The following is a 15,466-nucleotide window of genomic DNA, read 5'->3' as shown; positions in this document are numbered from 1 at the left end:
GTCGATGCGATTGCGGGACGACGACGGGGCGGGCAGCCCTCAGATATCTCGCGTCTCGTTGCCCCCGAGAGCGGTCCGGCCGCTTCCGGAATCAGGCCCGTGGAACCGAGAGCGTCACGACTGCGCCGTCTGCGTCCCCCTCGGCGAACGTCAACTCCCCGCCGTGGGATTCGGCGACTGCCTTCGCCACCCAGAGGCCGAGACCGCTCCCGTGCGTGAGTTGCGTTATCTCCGCGTCGCCGTTGACGACCGCTCGTTCGTGGTCCGGGATGCCCGGTCCCTCGTCTACGACGCGGAACTCCACGACGTCGCCGTCCCGTCGGACCGACGCGGCGACGTTCGGGGAGTCGCGTTCCGCGGCGTCGTCGGACGGAGAGTCGCCCGTCGAACCGTGCTCTACGGCGTTCTCGACGAGTTCGGACAGGGCGCGTCGGAGGTCGCTCGTCGCGAGAACCGAGACGCTCTCGTCTGTGGCGCGCACGGTCACGTCCGCCGACGGCGAGTCCGCGCGAACGTCGTCTACGGCACCGCCGAGTACCGCTTCGGCGTCCGTCGGTTCGTAGGCGTCCGGACCCCGCTCTCGTGCCTGCATGATGACTTTCGCGTCGTCGGCGAGACTCCCCACCGTATCGGCACTCCGCTTGACCGTCGCCGCCGAGGACGCGAGTCGGTCGTTCGCGCCCGCCTCGGCCGCGACGATGTCGGCGTACCCAGAGAGCACCTGCGCCTCGTGTCTGAGGTTGTGTCTGAGGACGCGGTTGAGAACGGCGATTCGACGGCGTTCTCTGGCGAGTTGCTCTGCTCTGACTCGCCGGGCGTCGTAGACGCCGATGACGACGTGCGCCGCGGCGGCGATAGCGACGAGGTTGGCGACGACGAACGTGGTGGTGTCTAATCCGGTCGGGACGGCCCCCTGCGAGGCGGCGTGTCCGAGCATCACGAGACCGAGGACGACGACGCCGAGGGCGTTCCACGCCGCGATTCTGACCGCGTTGCGGTCGCTGAATCGGCTCCGGTGGAGGAGATATCCGGCGGCGACGAGTCCGACCGAGACGGCGGAGCCGAGAACCGAGAGGGCGGTCGCGATAGGCGTCGGCGCTCCGCGGAGGAGCGGATACATGTTCGGGACGAGAAGGAGGAGTCCGGTCGAAGCGAGAAGCCCGCTTGCGACGAGTCGTTTCGGTCCCCGCCTCTGCGTTCCGTCGAACGCCGCGTCCGGCGGGGACGAGAACCCGAGTCGGTCGGCGAGAGAGAGCAGTCGTGGGCGCATCTGTATACCTCCCGGACGGAGCGCGGCGACATGTAGGCTCCGGGTACAGTCTCAAAATCGATACTCGAAGCCATCGCGAGTCGAAGAACCTGCGGCTACGGCCACTTGGGGCAGCGAGAGAGAACTGAGACGCCGGACGCGCGTCCGGCGTCAGAGAGCGCCGACGCTCAGATGTAGTCGACGGCCTGCGACAGTTCGAGCTTCATTCCCTTCCGCTCTCGAATCTCCATTATCTTCTCGCGCTGGAGGTTGTCCGCGAGGACGCGGAAGCCGGCGTTCTCGGTGTTCCACGACGCGCGACCCTCGGTGGCCGAGCGGATGTCCGAGGAGAACCCGATCATCTCTTCGACGGGCGCGATGCCCTCGATGACCATCAGGTCGCCCTCTTGGAACATGTCGTCGACGCGCCCGCGGCGACCCTGAATCTCGCCGGAGGCAGAGCCCATGTGCTCGGAGGGAACGTCGATGCGGACGTTCTGGATGGGTTCGAGGAGCTTGATGTCCGCGTCGATGAGCGCGTGGTGGACCGCGTTACGGACCGCGGGGATGACCTGCGCCGGACCGCGGTGGATGGTGTCCTCGTGGAGCTTCGCGTCGTGAAGCCGGAGGAGCGACCCCTGAACGGGTTCGGCCGCGAGCGGACCGTCGTCGAGCGCCTCTTCGAGGCCCTCGATGACGAGTTCCATCGTCTCGTTGAGGTGCTGGATACCCTTCGTGTCGTCGATGAGGATGTTCGTCCCGTGGATGTGTTCGACGTCCTGCGAGGAGTCTTTGTCCATGCCGGCTTCCTGCAGCGCTTCGCGGCGCTCCAGTTCGGGCATGTCCATCGAGATTTCGCCGCGCTTTATCTGTTCGACGATGTCCTCGGAGAGAGGCTCGACCGTGATGTAGAACTTGTTGTGGCGGTTCGGCGAGACGCCCTCGACTTCGCGCGACTGGCTCTGGGGCTTCTCGCGGTAGACGACGATGGGTTCGCCGGTGACGACCGGGATACCCTGGTTCTTCTGGATGCGCTGGGTGATGACTTCCAGGTGGAGTTCGCCCTGTCCGCTGATGAGGTGCTCGCCGGTGTCCTCGTTAATCTCGACGCGGATGGTCGGGTCCTCCTTTGCGACCTGCTGGAGCGTCTGGATGAGTTTCGGCAGGTCGTCCATGTTCTTTGCCTCGACGGACTTCGTGATGACCGGCTCGGAGATGTGCTCGATGGACTCGAACGGCGTCATCTCCAGAGAGGAGACGGTCGAACCCGCGATGGCGTCGCGGAGACCGGTGACGGCCGCGATGTTCCCCGCCGGAACGCCGCGGTCGAGTTCCTCCCGTTCGCCGCCCATGAAGATACCGACGGACTGGACGCGGTTCTTGCCCGCCGTCCCGGAGACGTAGAGCTCTTGGCCCTTCTGGATGGTCCCCGAGAAGAGGCGACCGGTGGCGATTTCGCCCGCGTGGGGGTCCATCGAGATGTCGGTCACCATGAAGACGACGTCGCCGTCGTCGTCGACGTCGCGCATCTGGTGTGCGAGGTCGGAGTCGGCGTCACCGCGCCAGACGCGCGGGATGCGGTGAGGCTGGGCCTCGAGCGGGTTCGGGAAGTGCTCCGCGACCATGTCGAGGACGACGTTCGAGAGCGGCGTCTTCTCGTGGAGTTCCATCCGCTTGTCGGCGCGTTCGAGTTCGATGATGTCGCCGAACGACATGCCCGTCTCCTGCATCGACGGGAGCGAGACGCCCCACTTGTAGAGGGCCGAGCCGAAGGCGACGGTACCGTCTTCGACGGAGACGGTCCAGTCTTCGACGTTGTCCATGTCTTGGGTCATCCCGCGGATGAGTTCGTTGACGTCGCCGATGACGTCGGTGAGACGCTGCTGCATCTCCTCGGGACCCTCTTGGAGTTCCGAGATGAGGCGGTCGACCTTGTTGATGAAGAGCGCGGGCTTGACGCCCTCGCGGAGGGCCTGACGAACGACCGTCTCGGTCTGCGGCATCGCGCCTTCGACGGCGTCGACGACGACCAACGCACCGTCGACGGCGCGCATCGCACGCGTCACGTCGCCACCGAAGTCGACGTGGCCCGGCGTGTCGATGAGGTTGATGAGGTGGTTCTTCTCTTGGTACTCGTGGGTCATCGACACGTTCGCCGCGTCGATGGTGATGCCACGTTCCTGTTCGTCCTCCTCGGTGTCCATCATCAGGCGGGTGGCCTCGCCCTCGTCGGCGATCATCCCGGCGCCCGCAAGGAGGTTGTCTGTCAGCGTCGTCTTTCCGTGGTCGACGTGAGCTGCGATGGCGATGTTCCGGATCTGCTCCGGCTTGTCCATCAGTTTCTCACACTCTTGTACAATCTTCTTTCGTCGGCCCATTATACTGGCCAGTACCGGAAGGAGGGTCAAAAGGGTAGTGTTTTGCCGTGGTGAAACGCCCGGATTCGGCGGGCTCTCGCCTCGGTATGTCTCTTTCTCACACAATCACCGCCAGCGACGGACGCGCGAATCCGAACGACGGTGAACCCGCCGGTACGCCCCGTTCTCGGCGTCGCGCGGTCGGGCCGCCCTCGGCGCAAGAGTCATACCCGACGACGCCGTGGTAACGCCACGCATGGATTTACGGATACGAGGGTCTGCGCCGGCGGACCCCTTCTTGAGCGCCGTCGACCTCTTCGAGACGGAGTACGACCTCGACCGACCGGTACACGTCGACGTCCGCGAGGACCCCGACGAGCGCACGTGGGCGGCCCACTACGACGACCGCCACGTCCTCAACATCTCACAGCAGGCCGCCACGAGCGCGATGGCTCGCGAACTCGTCCTCCACGAACTCTCGCACATGGCCCGAAACGAGGAGCGACACGCCTCGCACGTCCAGTCCACGGAGGAGGCCATCTTCCTCGCACTGTCGGGGAGTTCGGTCGAGCGAAGGAAAGTCGCTCACTGCTACCAGATCGCGAATCACATGAAAGACATCTACGCCGACGACATCACGCTCTCGGTTGCGCCCGCCGAGAAACTCGTTCACTTCCTCGAATCCGAACTGGCGCGGGCGCTGGCGGCAAAGCCCGGGCCGTCGCCGTGGCCCGACTCCCGACTCGTCACCGCCGACGCCGACCCCGAGATTACGGCGGTCAACGCGGCGTTCGCGCTCGCTCTCGTCGAGCGACACGACGTGGTCGAGCCGAGTCACCGACTCTACGACCTGGCGCACGCCGCCGCCGACGACGCGCCGACGGTCGAACTCGACGCGTTCAAGCGGGAGTTCCGCACGCTGGCCGCGGACCCGACAGAGAGCGACTACCGCAAGTCGCTCGTGGAGATGACTCGGCGGTACGCGATAGAGGGGCCGAACCACGCGACTGCGGCGGACTGAGAGACGGCGAACGGCGGCGACCGAACCGCCGCGCGACGACCCGTCGGCTCTCGGTCGGCGAAGAGAGAAGAAAAGAGAGCGTCCGGCGAGTTATCGGGCCGCTTCCGCGACGCGTTCGGACTCTTCTTTCTGGTTGATAGCGTACGACTGGACGTCGTAGTCCGCGGCGGAGACGAGCTGCTGGGCGAGCGCCTCGGCTGCGCTCGTCGTCGTCTTGTAGGAGCCCTTCTTCGTCCCCTCGGCGAGGAACATGAGCGCTTGGTCGACGCGACGCTGGGGTGCGACGTCGACGGCCTGCGGGACGGAGATGCCACCGTACTTCAGGCGGACAGTCTCCTCGCGCGGGGCGGCGTTCTCGACGGCGCGGACGAGAATCTGGATGGGGTTCTCCTCCGTGCGGTCGTGGACGATTTCGAAGGCGTCCTTCGTTATCTTCATCGCCTTCTGCTTTTGGCCCGTGTTCTCCTCGGTCTGCATGAGGCGGTTGACGAGTCGTTCGACGATGCTGATCTCGCTTTTCTTGAACTGCTTCGACGCGTGACGGCCCATCGTGTGAGCGATGGGGGTGACGTTGATGTACCGCTCCGTCGAGGGGTCGGTGTACTCTATCTCGGTCACGTCCCAGACGCCGAACAGTTGCGCGTTCGCCGCCGCTTCCTCGCTGTCCGCCGGGGCGTCGGGGTCGGGAGTGTCGCTCTCGGACATTATCGCACCGGTTTCTCTGCGTTACCGCGGACGAGTTCGAGCATCGCCACGCCGTTTACCTTGTCGACCTTGTAGTTCACGCCCGAGAGGTCACCCATCGCGCGGCCCTTCGCGCCGCCGATACCGGCGATGGTGACTTCGTCGTGCTCGTCGATGAACGAGATAGCGCCGTCACCGGGACAGAACGCGGTGACCTGCTTTCCGTTCTTGATGAGCTGAACGCGGACGCACTTTCGGATGGCCGAGTTCGGCTGCTTTGCTTCGATACCGACCTTCTCCAGCACGATACCGCGAGCCTGCGGTGCGCCTTCGAGGGGGTCGGACTTCTTGCGGAGACCACGTTCGCGGCGCGCGTACTCGGAGTCGGACCAGCGTCGCTTCTGCCGGTCCTGCTTGAGTTTGCGCGCGGCGTATTTGCCGTTCGCCATAGTGGACGTGAGTTCCCGACGGAGATACTTAAGCCTCCCTTTTCGAAAGCGTGCGAGACGCCCGCAGGTCCGATTAGCGCCCCCTAAGAAGGTATCTGAGGCCGTCTCGTCGAGCGGAGTTACGCGCTCTCCGGACGGCGTAGGTCGAGAGGAGTTCGGAGAAGTCGTCTCGCCGGGGGCGTCCCGGTCGGAAAGCGGCCTAGGACCACTGCTCTGTGACCTCGACCGAATCCACCACTCGGTGGTCCGTCGGCGGAGACACCGGCAGGTCCCACTCGTCGCAGGCGCGTTTGAGTCGGTCCGCCGCCTCCCCTCGAATCTCGGCGACGTCCGCCTCTCGGGGGTTTCCGACCCAGTAGGTGATGTTGACCCACACCACGTCCGCGCAGAATTCGTCGACGTTGGCGGCGGGGCGCGGGTGGTCGCGGACGCCCTCCGCTTCGAGTACGGCGCGTTCGAGCACCGCGGACGCCCGGTCGACGTCGACCGCGTAGCCGAACGGCAGTCGTTCGGAGAACGCGACGCGGCGTCGGTTGTACGGCCGCACGAACGCGTTCGCGGACAGTTCCGTGTTCGGGATGGTCACCTCGTGGCCCTCCGCGGTCCGCACCTGCGTCGTCCGGTACCGGATGGAGACGACGACGCCCGTGTACTCGTTCCACTCGATGTGGTCGCCGACGTTGAAGTCCTTGTCGGCGACGAGGAAGACGCCGCTTACGAGGTTGCCGATGGCGTCCTGTCCGGCGATACCCAGCGTGACGGACGCCGCCGCGACGAGTATCGCCGACCGACTGAGAGAGGGGCCGTACCCCGCGACGGTGACGGCGACGACGAACGCGACGACCGCGAAAAAGCCCGCGAGATAGCGTTGCGTCGCCGCGGTCATCGTCGAGTTGTTGGGGTTGCGCGCCCGGACGACGCGGACTATCGCGGGCGTGACCACGTACCGACCGACGAGGTAAACGACGGCAAACGCGATTGCGCTGAGCACGTACTGGTCGGTCGCTTCCGCGACGTGGTCGACTGCTTCGGTGGCCTCGTCGACGGGAGGAACCGGTACCTGACCGACGGCCGCTTCGAGCATACCGCTCGGTTCGCGAGCGAGTCACAAAAGTGCGGTCGCAGAAAGGGCGCGGCGGACCGCCTCAGGTCAGTTGGATGTCGTCGATGTCGTAGTGCCGACGCGCCAACGTGCGCGCCGTCTCGATGTTCTGTCCGCCCTTTCCGATGGCGACGCCGCGGTCCTCGTCCGCGACTTCGACGTACGCGACGCGGTCGTCTTGGTTCGAGATGGTCACGTGTCGAACCGCCGCGGGCGCGAGGGCACTCGCGACGAACGCCTCGGACGTGTCCGCGTCCTCGACGAGTTCGACCGACCGACCGATCTTCTCTTCGACCGCCTCGACGTTCTGCCCGCCGGGACCGATGGCTTGGCCCATCTCTCCGGCGGCGACCAGGATGACGACCCGGTCGTCGAACGTGAGACAGTCTCTCGCCGCCGCGCCCGTCTCGTCCTCGAAGAGGGCGATGTATCGGCGTTCGGCGTCCGACAGCGTGACCTTCATATCGTCTCTCTCAGTCGTCCGCCGGGTTTATCGAACCCATGCGCAGGTCCACGTCGCCGGTACCGATGGATATCGGCTTGCCGACGATGACGTTCTCGATGACGCCGTCTAAGTCGTCCTCCTCGCCGTGGATGGCCGCGTCGAGCAGGTGGTTGACCGTGACCTCGAACGCCGCACGCGCGAGGACGGAGTCTTTCGACCCGGAGATGCCGTGGCGGCCGATGGACTCTATCTCGCCGCGGTTCGTCATGATGTCTGCGACCAACATCAGGTGACGGACGTTCACGTCGTCGAGACCCTGTTCGCGCAGGGTGTCCATCGTCTCGTTGATGATGGCCTCGCGGGCCGCCTCGATGCCGAGTTCGCGGTGGACTTCGTGGATGTTGTTGCTCGTCGTGCGGGTGGCGTCGACGCCCTCTATCGTGAGCACGTCTCCGAACGCCGACCCCTCGGTGTAGAGGACGAACTCCTCTCGTCCGGCCTCCTCGTTTTCCTCCTTTCGGATGACGACGCGCGATATCTCCTCGATACCCTTGAAGACGATTTCGCGGAGTTCCTCCACGAGTTGGAGCAGACGGCGGTAACTCGGCGCTTCCGGGCCGAACTCTATGACGGTACCCGAGCGGTTCGTCTGCACGCCGAGTGCGTCCTCTATGGTCTCTGCTATCTCTTGGGCGACGGTGTCCACGCTATCGACGGTGGGCCACCGTTCCATAAGGGTGTCCTCGTTCAGGTCGACCTGCACGAGCATGTCCGCGACGTTCGTCGACACGTCGCCGAGTGCGAGAATCTTCGTGGCCTCCATCGACCAGACGACTTCGTGGGCCTTCTCTCGTTCCGTGGCGTACTCGCCTTCGAGGGGGACGGTCATCATCGGCGTGTCGGGCGTCTTCCGCGCGTCGACGAGTTCGATGAGGCGCGGAAGCCCCTGCGTCACGTCGATTTCGGCGACGCCCGCGTAGTGGAACGTGTTCATCGTCATCTGCGTCCCGGGTTCGCCGATTGACTGTGCGGACACCGTCCCGACGGGGTCGAGGGGGTCGACGCGCGTGTCTCGGTAGCGCGTTTCGACGGCCTGCGATATCTCGTCGGCTTGCTCGGGCGTGACGCCCTCGCGTTCCTCGATGGTGGTGTAGATGCGGTCTTTCAGTCGCCGCGAGAGGTCGCGGTCCTCGACGACCGCTTCGACGTCCTCTGTGACGTGTTCGTACTCAGTCATCGGAGTTCACCCCCGTGGCCTTGTCGAGGCCCGGACCGGCGTACTCCGAGAGGTTCGTCGGCGGTTCGCGACTGCCGAGGAACCGCTCTTTCTCCTCTTCGGAGGTGAACTCGGCGTCTAAGACGCGGTCCGCGATGTTGTCCACGTCGATGCCGTCGCCGGCGTCCGAGGACACCTTCACGGGCGAGGTGCCGTCCTCGCCGAACTCGAACTGGACGATGGTGCCGGAGGTGTCGCGCACCGACCCGTCGTACTGCGCTTCCAGTTCCGAGAGGGCGTTGATGAGACGGCGCTGGAGGTATCCGGACTTCGACGTCCGAACTGCCGTGTCGACGAGTCCCTCGCGGCCGCCCATCGCGTGGAAGAAGAACTCCCGCGGGGTCAGACCGCTCCGGTAACTGTTCTCGACGAAGCCGTGCGCTCCCGCCGAGAGGTCATCCTTTTGGTAGTGGCTGAGGGTCCGACCCTCGTAGCCGCGGTTGATTCGCTCGCCGCGGACTGCCTGCTGTCCGACACAGCCCGCCATCTGGGTCAGGTTCAGCATCGACCCACGCGCACCCGAACGCGCCATGACGACGGCCGGGTTGTCGTCGGTGAAGTGGTCTTCCGCGATTTCACCGGCGGAGTCGCGGGCTTTACCGAGCTGCTGCATTATCTTCATCTCGAGCGTCTCGTCGACGGACCGACCCGGCAGCGATTCGAGCTCGTTCGACTCGTAGATGCTGATGAGTTCTTGGACGCGGTCGTACGCGTTGCCGATGGCCTCGTCCACCTGTTCGTTCGCCTCCTGCGGAATCGACTCGTCGTCGATACCGATGGAGAACCCGAAGTGCATGATGGCGCGCATCGCCAGCGACGCGACTTCGTTCACGAACACCCGAGCGCGCGTCTTCGAGTACACCTTCGCCAGCGTGTCGACGATTTCGCCGCCGAACGCGCCGACGGCGTCCTCGTCGATCGTTCCCTCGACGAGTTGGCCGTCCTCGATGACGACTGCGTCGCCCGTAGAGGAGGTGAATTCGAGGTTCAGGTCGCTGGGCAGCAGTTCCGAGAATATCTGTCGGCCCGTCCAGTACGGCGTGCCGTCCTCGTACTCGCCGGCCGGGTCCGGGAGCGTGTCGATGCTCGTCGCGCGGAGCAAGTCGAGCGCCTGCGTCTCGGTGAACTCGGGGTTGCCATTCGTCAGCAGGTACGTCCCGGAGATGTGGTCCTGGATGGCCCCGATGATGTTCTCCCCGAAGCGCGGGCTGAGTATCTGTTCTTGCACGCGCATGAGGACGCGCGCCTCCGCGCGGGACTCCTCGGTCTGCAGGGCGTGCATGTTCATCTCGTCGCCGTCGAAGTCGGCGTTGTACGGCGGACAGACGACGGTGTTCAGTCTAAATGTCTTGTACGGCATCACGACGACTTCGTGCGCCATGATGGACATCCGGTGCAGCGAGGGCTGTCGGTTGAAGATGACGATGTCGCCGTCTATGAGGTGGCGGTTGACCTCCCATCCGGCCTTGACCTTCTCTGCGAGTTCCTCGCAGTTCTTCTCTGTCACCTTCAGGCGTCGGCCGTCGGGTCGCTTGACGTAGTTCGCACCCGGGTGCCCCTCGGGGCCGTTTCGGACGTACTGCTGGGCCTGTTCGAGGTTTCGCTGGGTGACGTTCATCGTCTGAGTCATCTCGCGTGCGACCCGTTCCGGAACGCCGACTTCGTTCAGAGACAGCGTCGGGTCGGGCGAGATGACGGTCCGCGCCGAGAAGTTCACGCGCTTTCCCGAGAGCGAACCGCGGAAGCGGCCCTCCTTGCCTTTGAGACGTTGGCTGAGCGTCTTCAGCGGGCGGCCCGAACGGTGACGCGCCGGCGGGGTGCCCGAGATTTCGTTGTCGACGAACGTCGTGACGTGGTACTGGAGCAGTTCCCACAGGTCCTCGATGATGAGTTGCGGGGCACCGGCCTCGCGGTTCTCCATGAACCGCTGGTTGATGCGGATGATGTCGACGAGCTTGTGCGTCAGGTCGTCCTCGGAACGCTGGCCGTTGTCGAGCGTGATGGACGGACGCGCCGTCACCGGCGGAACCGGAAGGACGGTCAGGATCATCCACTCGGGGCGGGAACGGGACGGGTCGACGCCGAGCGTCTCGATGTCGTCGTCGGGGATGTCCTCGAACCAGTCGCGGATGTCCGAGGGCATCAGCTTGTTCATGTCCTCTTCGGTGAGGTCGATGTCGAGCGCCTTCTCCAGTTTCTTGCGGTCCTCGCCGACGGGTCGGAACTCGCCCGAGAGAATCTGGTTGATGCGTCCGACGTCGAAGCCCGCCTCGTCGGCGAGGGTGGTGGGCGCGATGCCCTCGTCGTCCTCGTCGTCCGGGTCAGGCTGCATCGCGTCGGCGATGCGTTCGGAGAAGTCGCCCGCGAGGACGTCTTGGACCTCGTAGTAGGTGGTCGGCTTCTCGTGTTTGATGTCGTGCTGGGGCGCGCCGCAGTGCGGGCAGTTGTTGGCCTTCCGCGCCTGTCGGACCGCGGACTTCAGCACGTTCGTCCAGTCTTCGCCGAGTTCGTGCGTCCGGGTGAGTCCGTCGCGGAACTCCTCTTGCTCCTCTTGGGTCAAAGAGAGGCGGCCGCACTCGCGGCACGTCGAACGGAGGAGGCGGCGGATGAGCTTCGTGAACCCGACGTGGATGACGGGCGCGGCCAGTTCGATGTGGCCGAAGTGCCCGTTACACGACCCCGAGTGCTGGCCGCAGGTGCGGCACTGCAGGCCGGGGTCTATGACGCCGAGGCGGGGGTCCATCAGTCCCATGTCGATTGGGTACCCGTCGTCGTCGTAGGTGTCCGCCGTGATGACTTTCGTCGCGGACATGTCTCGGTACGTCTCGGGGTCCATCAGCCCGAACTGGATGGCTCCGATCTCTTTGGGTGTCTGCATTGACATTGTGTGGGTGAGAGGGTGTGGGGGTGGTGGTTAGACCGCGTCCTCTAAGTCGAGGCGCGGTCGGATGCCGAGCGCGATCATCTCGTCGAGCAGGAGCTTGAACGCGTAGCTGATCTCTATCTCGTGAATGTTGTCCTCGTCGCCGGTGACGGGGTCGTAGATGCGGCGCTGGTCGCGGTCCTCGACTGCGACCATGCCGGTGTCCGCGGAGACGTAGACGTTCTCCTTGTCGGAGGAGTCGAGCAGGCGTTCCTGCAGGACCATCGCGGCACCGTGGCCGATGACGGTGTCGCGCTCCATCTCTCCGAGGCGAAGGCCACCCTCGCGGGCGCGGCCCTCGGTCGGTTGCCGAGTGAGAACCTGCACGGGCCCGCGAGAACGGGCGTGCAGCTTGTTGCTGACCATGTGGTACAGCTTGTGGTAGAAGATGATGCCGACGAATATCTCGGCCTCGATCTTCTCGCCCGTGACGCCGGAGTACATGACCTCCTTGCCGGAGGATTCGAACCCGTGGTCCTCTAAGGCGCCGCGGAGTTCCGACTCGTCTTCGCCCTGGAAGGCGGTCCCGTCGACGCGGCGGCCTTCGAGTGCGCCGACCTTCCCGCCGAGCATCTCCAGCACGTGGCCGACCGTCATCCGCGACGGCAGGGCGTGCGGGTTGAGAACGAGGTCGGGGACGACGCCGTCGGAGGTGAACGGCATGTCCTCCTGCGGCGCGAGGTGGCCGACGACGCCCTTCTGGCCGTGGCGAGACGCGAACTTGTCGCCGAGTTCCGGAATCCGCTGGTCGCGGACGGACACCTTGGCGAGTTTCGAGCCGTCTTCGCCCTCCATCAGCGTGACGGTGTCGACGACGCCGGATTCGCCCGAGCGCATCGTCACCGACGTTTCGCGGCGCTTCTGCGGCGAGAGACCGCCCATGTCGTCGGGCTCTTCGAGGAACCGCGGGGGCGACGTCTTCCCGAGGAGAACGGAGTTTTCGTCCACTCGCGTCTCGGGGTTGACGAGGCCGTCCTCGTCGAGGTGCGTGTAGGCGTCTTCACCGCGCGCGCCGCGGACGTCCTGACTCGGAACCTCGAATCGGTCCTCCTGTCCGCCGGGGTAGCGGCGTTCCTCGCCCTCGTAGGTCCGGAAGAAGTGCGACCGGGCCATCGCTCGGTCGACCGAGCCTTTGTTCATGACGAGTGCGTCCTCGATGTTGAACCCCTCGTAGGACATCACGGCGACGGTGAAGTTCTGTGCCGCCGGTCGCTCGTCGAACCCGATCTGTTCTGTCGTCTGCGTCTTCACCATCGACAACTGCGGGTAGTGCAGGAGGTGCTGACGCGTGTCGGGACGGATGCGGTAGTTCGCCGCCGGAATCCCGAGCGACTGCTTCATCATCCCCGCGCCCATCGTGATGCGCGGCGAGGCGTTGTGTTCGGGGTACGGAATCATCCCCGACCCGATACTGAAGATGAGAGAGGGGTCTATCTCCAGGTGGGTGTGGTCGTCTGTGAGGTCCTCTTCGTCGACTGCGACGTAGATGTCCTCTTCTTCCTCGGCGTCGATGAACTCGATGTAGCCGCGTTCGACCAAGTCCTCGAACGACAGTTCCTCGGAGTCGACGGCCTCTATCTCCTCGTCGCCCAGCAGGGGTTCGCCGTCCTCGACGACGATGAGGGGACGCCGGGCCCGCCCGGCGTCGGCGTTGATTATGACCTCGCGGGTTCGGTCTTTGACGGAGACGTTGACCATCTCGCTGATGTCGCCGCGGCGGCGCGCCTCTCGAATCTGCCCTGCGAGTTGTTGGGGGTCGGGGTGCGTCCCGATCAGACTCCCGTTTACGTACACCTTCGCTTCTCGTGCGTTTGCCTGAGCCATGTGTCAGTCGTCCGCGGGCGTCGTGGTGTCGGGGCGTTCGATACCGGGGATGCCCTCGACGCCCATCGACGCCAGTTCTCGTTTGAGTTCCTGTTCGTCTTCGACGTTCTGCGACAGTTCCATCGCTTGCGCGAAGTTCTTCACCAGCCCACAGTTCGGTCCCTCGGGGGTCTCCGAGGGTCCGATGCGACCCCACTGGGTCGCGTGCAGGTCGCGGGCCTCGAAGTGCGGCTGACTCCGCGACAGCGGACTGCGGAGTCGGCGCAGGTGAGAGAGAACGCCCATGTAGTCGGTGCGGTCCACCAACTGCGAGACGCCCGACCGACCGCCGACCCAGTTTCCGGTCGCGATGGGGTGTTCGAGACGCTCCGTGAGTACGTCCGAACGGACGACGGTGTTGACGGTCAGCTGACGGTTACGCATGTTCGCACGTTCGAGCTGGTACTTCACGTCGCGCGCGAGCTTGTTGAGCGCCGTCCGGAACAGGTCCTTCATCAGGTCGCCGGAGACCTTGAGACGCTTGTTCGCGTAGTGGTCTTTGTCGTCGGAGTCGCGGCGCTGAAGCGCAAGTTCGAAGCACGCTTCCGCCATGCGGCAGAGGTAGAACGCCTTGTTGATGCGGACTTCCTCCTCTTCGACGCCCTCCTCGTGGAGGTGCGGAAGCAGGTAGCGGTCGATGACGTAGTTCGCGCGCTTGAGCTGGTAGTTCTTACCCTGACCGCCGGCGACGCGCTTCCCGAGGCTCTCTATGGCCTCCTCTTCGGTCTGGACTTCGGCCTCCTCTAAGTTCTCGAGCATGAACTTGACGACCTCGGGGTCGTCGGAGACGCGGTGGACGATCTCCTCGTCGGATTCGAGTCCGAGAGCGCGAACGAGGGTGACGAAGTTGACGCTGCCCGAGACGGAGGGGAACGACACTTCGAGGATACCCTCGCGGTTGCGCTCACAGAGGACGAGCGCTCGGTAGCCGCGGCGCTGAGAGAACGTCTTTGCGACCTGTATCTCGTCGCCGTACTTCGTGTCGTACTCGGCGAGAATCTTGTTGGGCGCGAGGTCCTCGGAGGTCATGAGGACGCGCTCTGAGCCGTTGACGATGAAGTAGCCGCCGGGGTCTACGGGGTCCTCGCCGATTTCGACGAGTTCCTCGTCGGAGAGACCCGCGATGTTACATTTCGTCGAGCCGACCATGATGGGCATGCGGCCCACCTTCGTCTCGGTGGTGTCGACGACGACTTCCTCTTCCTCTTCGCCGCCGCGGACGATGGACATCTCCATGAACACCGGCGCGGCGTAGGTGATGTTCCGGAGGCGCGCTTCCTGCGGGAACAGCAGTTCCTCGGAGCCGTCCGCCTCGCGGACGCGGGGCGTCTCCACGCGCACGTCACCCAGTTCGACGTAGACGGGTTCCTCGCCTTCTTTGTCGCCGATGTCCGTATCGACGGTCTCTTTCTCGTCTACGACTTCCTGCATGCCGCGTTCGAGGAACGCGTTGAACGAGCGGAAGTGGTGTTCTGCGAGCCGTTCTTCGGAGAAGTACTCTCGGGATACGACGCGTCGGTCCTCTCGATTCATTCGATCACCAGTCGGTACGTGACCGCTTTGTCTGTCGTTCGTGAGTCACGAACGATTTTCACGACGTCGCCGACGTCCGCGTCGTCGGGCAACGCTTTGTCTTTCCGTTTGATCTTCGGGAGGTCCGTGCGGCTGGCGTCGTACTCCGCCAGCACCTCCTCTATCTCGTCCTCTTCGAGGAGCGTGTGCTCTGGCACCAGCTCGTGTTGGCTTACGTCTACCATGGATAGTTGGTGTGGGTTTGGGAAGAAGTTCTCACGGGATACTACAGCCTTGTTGGGTGAGCAGGCATTTAACGCTTGCCAACTGGACTCGAAAAGCACCGCTCATCGGCACGGGCGCGAAATCGCGCTCGTACGACCGCTCGTGTTACTTGGACTCATTGTCTGTCCCGAATAAATGCTTTCCGGCGGACTCGCGGTATCGTGTCACACGCGGCGTCGATATGATAAGCCTTATTTATAACACCGGGCTACGAATGAGTGGAGCCAGCCCGGGTGGTGTAGTGGCCCATCATACGACCCTGTCACGGTCGTGACGCGGGTTCAAATCCCGCCTCGGGCG

General features: G+C 64.6%; 12 protein-coding genes and 1 tRNA gene. 2 read left to right on the top strand and 11 right to left on the bottom strand.

Features of this window, described 5'->3' with window-relative positions; translation table 11 throughout:
- Nucleotides 1-91: 91 nt before the first annotated feature.
- Together BM167_RS01665 and BM167_RS01660 are read right to left on the bottom strand one after the other, a co-directional pair.
- A complete protein-coding gene (locus tag BM167_RS01665) occupies nucleotides 92-1,270 on the bottom strand; it encodes a sensor histidine kinase (protein WP_092887819.1) in 1,179 nt (392 codons plus the stop codon).
- Between the two features lie 167 nt (nucleotides 1,271-1,437).
- The gene (locus tag BM167_RS01660) at nucleotides 1,438-3,627 is read right to left on the bottom strand and encodes an elongation factor EF-2 (RefSeq protein WP_092887817.1); all 2,190 of its coding nucleotides are present in this window, start codon (nucleotides 3,625-3,627) and stop codon (nucleotides 1,438-1,440) included.
- Between the two features lie 235 nt (nucleotides 3,628-3,862).
- Here BM167_RS01660 and BM167_RS01655 point away from each other — a divergent pair, with 235 nt between their 5' ends.
- On the top strand, nucleotides 3,863-4,627 hold the full coding sequence (locus BM167_RS01655) for a DUF5781 family protein (protein ID WP_092887815.1): 765 nt from the start codon (nucleotides 3,863-3,865) through the stop codon (nucleotides 4,625-4,627).
- Between the two features lie 90 nt (nucleotides 4,628-4,717).
- Here the strand turns inward: BM167_RS01655 and BM167_RS01650 are convergent, their stop codons facing one another.
- From BM167_RS01650 to BM167_RS01610, 9 genes are all read right to left on the bottom strand, one after another.
- On the bottom strand, nucleotides 4,718-5,332 hold the full coding sequence (locus BM167_RS01650) for a 30S ribosomal protein S7 (protein ID WP_092887813.1): 615 nt from the start codon (nucleotides 5,330-5,332) through the stop codon (nucleotides 4,718-4,720).
- Entirely contained in the window at nucleotides 5,332-5,760 is a 429-nt protein-coding gene (locus BM167_RS01645; protein ID WP_092538117.1) for a 30S ribosomal protein S12, read from the bottom strand. Before BM167_RS01645 ends, BM167_RS01650 begins: the two co-directional genes overlap by 1 nt.
- 199 nt (nucleotides 5,761-5,959) lie before the next feature.
- Nucleotides 5,960-6,844, bottom strand: a complete 885-nt coding sequence (locus tag BM167_RS01640) for a mechanosensitive ion channel family protein (protein ID WP_092887811.1) — start codon at nucleotides 6,842-6,844, stop codon at nucleotides 5,960-5,962.
- Nucleotides 6,845-6,905: 61 nt separating this feature from the next.
- A complete protein-coding gene (locus BM167_RS01635) occupies nucleotides 6,906-7,325 on the bottom strand; it encodes a NusA-like transcription termination signal-binding factor (RefSeq protein ID WP_092887809.1) in 420 nt (139 codons plus the stop codon).
- 10 nt (nucleotides 7,326-7,335) lie between these two features.
- Complete coding sequence (gene rpoA2 / locus BM167_RS01630) at nucleotides 7,336-8,544, bottom strand: DNA-directed RNA polymerase subunit A'' (protein ID WP_092887807.1); 1,209 nt, start codon at nucleotides 8,542-8,544, stop codon at nucleotides 7,336-7,338.
- Nucleotides 8,537-11,461: a DNA-directed RNA polymerase subunit A' gene (locus BM167_RS01625; protein WP_092891022.1), complete on the bottom strand. Its 2,925-nt coding sequence runs from the start codon at nucleotides 11,459-11,461 to the stop codon at nucleotides 8,537-8,539. The genes rpoA2 and BM167_RS01625 overlap by 8 nt, the downstream gene beginning before the upstream one ends.
- Before the next feature lie 36 nt (nucleotides 11,462-11,497).
- On the bottom strand, nucleotides 11,498-13,330 hold the full coding sequence (gene rpoB, locus BM167_RS01620) for a DNA-directed RNA polymerase subunit B (protein ID WP_092887806.1): 1,833 nt from the start codon (nucleotides 13,328-13,330) through the stop codon (nucleotides 11,498-11,500).
- A gap of 3 nt (nucleotides 13,331-13,333) precedes the next feature.
- Nucleotides 13,334-14,902 carry a DNA-directed RNA polymerase subunit B'' gene (locus BM167_RS01615; RefSeq protein WP_092887803.1) on the bottom strand — a complete coding sequence of 523 codons (1,569 nt, stop codon included), beginning with the start codon at nucleotides 14,900-14,902 and terminating at the stop codon, nucleotides 13,334-13,336.
- Nucleotides 14,899-15,126, bottom strand: coding sequence for a DNA-directed RNA polymerase subunit H (locus tag BM167_RS01610; RefSeq protein ID WP_092887800.1), 228 nt, complete (start codon nucleotides 15,124-15,126; stop codon nucleotides 14,899-14,901). The genes BM167_RS01615 and BM167_RS01610 overlap by 4 nt, the downstream gene beginning before the upstream one ends.
- A 267-nt stretch (nucleotides 15,127-15,393) precedes the next feature.
- Between BM167_RS01610 and BM167_RS01605 the strand changes: the two genes are divergently transcribed.
- Nucleotides 15,394-15,466, top strand: a tRNA-Asp gene (locus tag BM167_RS01605).

Source organism: Halopelagius inordinatus (genome assembly GCF_900113245.1).
Classification (GTDB): domain Archaea; phylum Halobacteriota; class Halobacteria; order Halobacteriales; family Haloferacaceae; genus Halopelagius; species Halopelagius inordinatus.
Note: the sequence above shows the minus strand (reverse complement) of the source record. Positions and strands in the feature narration are given on the sequence as shown.

Coding starts and splice junctions, on each gene's coding strand:
- BM167_RS01665 (WP_092887819.1), bottom strand. CDS start 1,270: ATGCGCCCACGACTGCTCTCTCTCGCCGACCGACTCGGGTTCTCGTCC.
- BM167_RS01655 (WP_092887815.1), top strand. CDS start 3,863: ATGGATTTACGGATACGAGGGTCTGCGCCGGCGGACCCCTTCTTGAGC.
- BM167_RS01640 (WP_092887811.1), bottom strand. CDS start 6,844: ATGCTCGAAGCGGCCGTCGGTCAGGTACCGGTTCCTCCCGTCGACGAG.
- rpoB (WP_092887806.1), bottom strand. CDS start 13,330: ATGGCTCAGGCAAACGCACGAGAAGCGAAGGTGTACGTAAACGGGAGT.
- rpoA2 (WP_092887807.1), bottom strand. CDS start 8,544: ATGACTGAGTACGAACACGTCACAGAGGACGTCGAAGCGGTCGTCGAG.
- BM167_RS01650 (WP_092887813.1), bottom strand. CDS start 5,332: ATGTCCGAGAGCGACACTCCCGACCCCGACGCCCCGGCGGACAGCGAG.
- BM167_RS01635 (WP_092887809.1), bottom strand. CDS start 7,325: ATGAAGGTCACGCTGTCGGACGCCGAACGCCGATACATCGCCCTCTTC.
- BM167_RS01610 (WP_092887800.1), bottom strand. CDS start 15,126: ATGGTAGACGTAAGCCAACACGAGCTGGTGCCAGAGCACACGCTCCTC.
- BM167_RS01625 (WP_092891022.1), bottom strand. CDS start 11,461: ATGCAGACACCCAAAGAGATCGGAGCCATCCAGTTCGGGCTGATGGAC.
- BM167_RS01615 (WP_092887803.1), bottom strand. CDS start 14,902: ATGAATCGAGAGGACCGACGCGTCGTATCCCGAGAGTACTTCTCCGAA.
- BM167_RS01645 (WP_092538117.1), bottom strand. CDS start 5,760: ATGGCGAACGGCAAATACGCCGCGCGCAAACTCAAGCAGGACCGGCAG.
- BM167_RS01660 (WP_092887817.1), bottom strand. CDS start 3,627: ATGGGCCGACGAAAGAAGATTGTACAAGAGTGTGAGAAACTGATGGAC.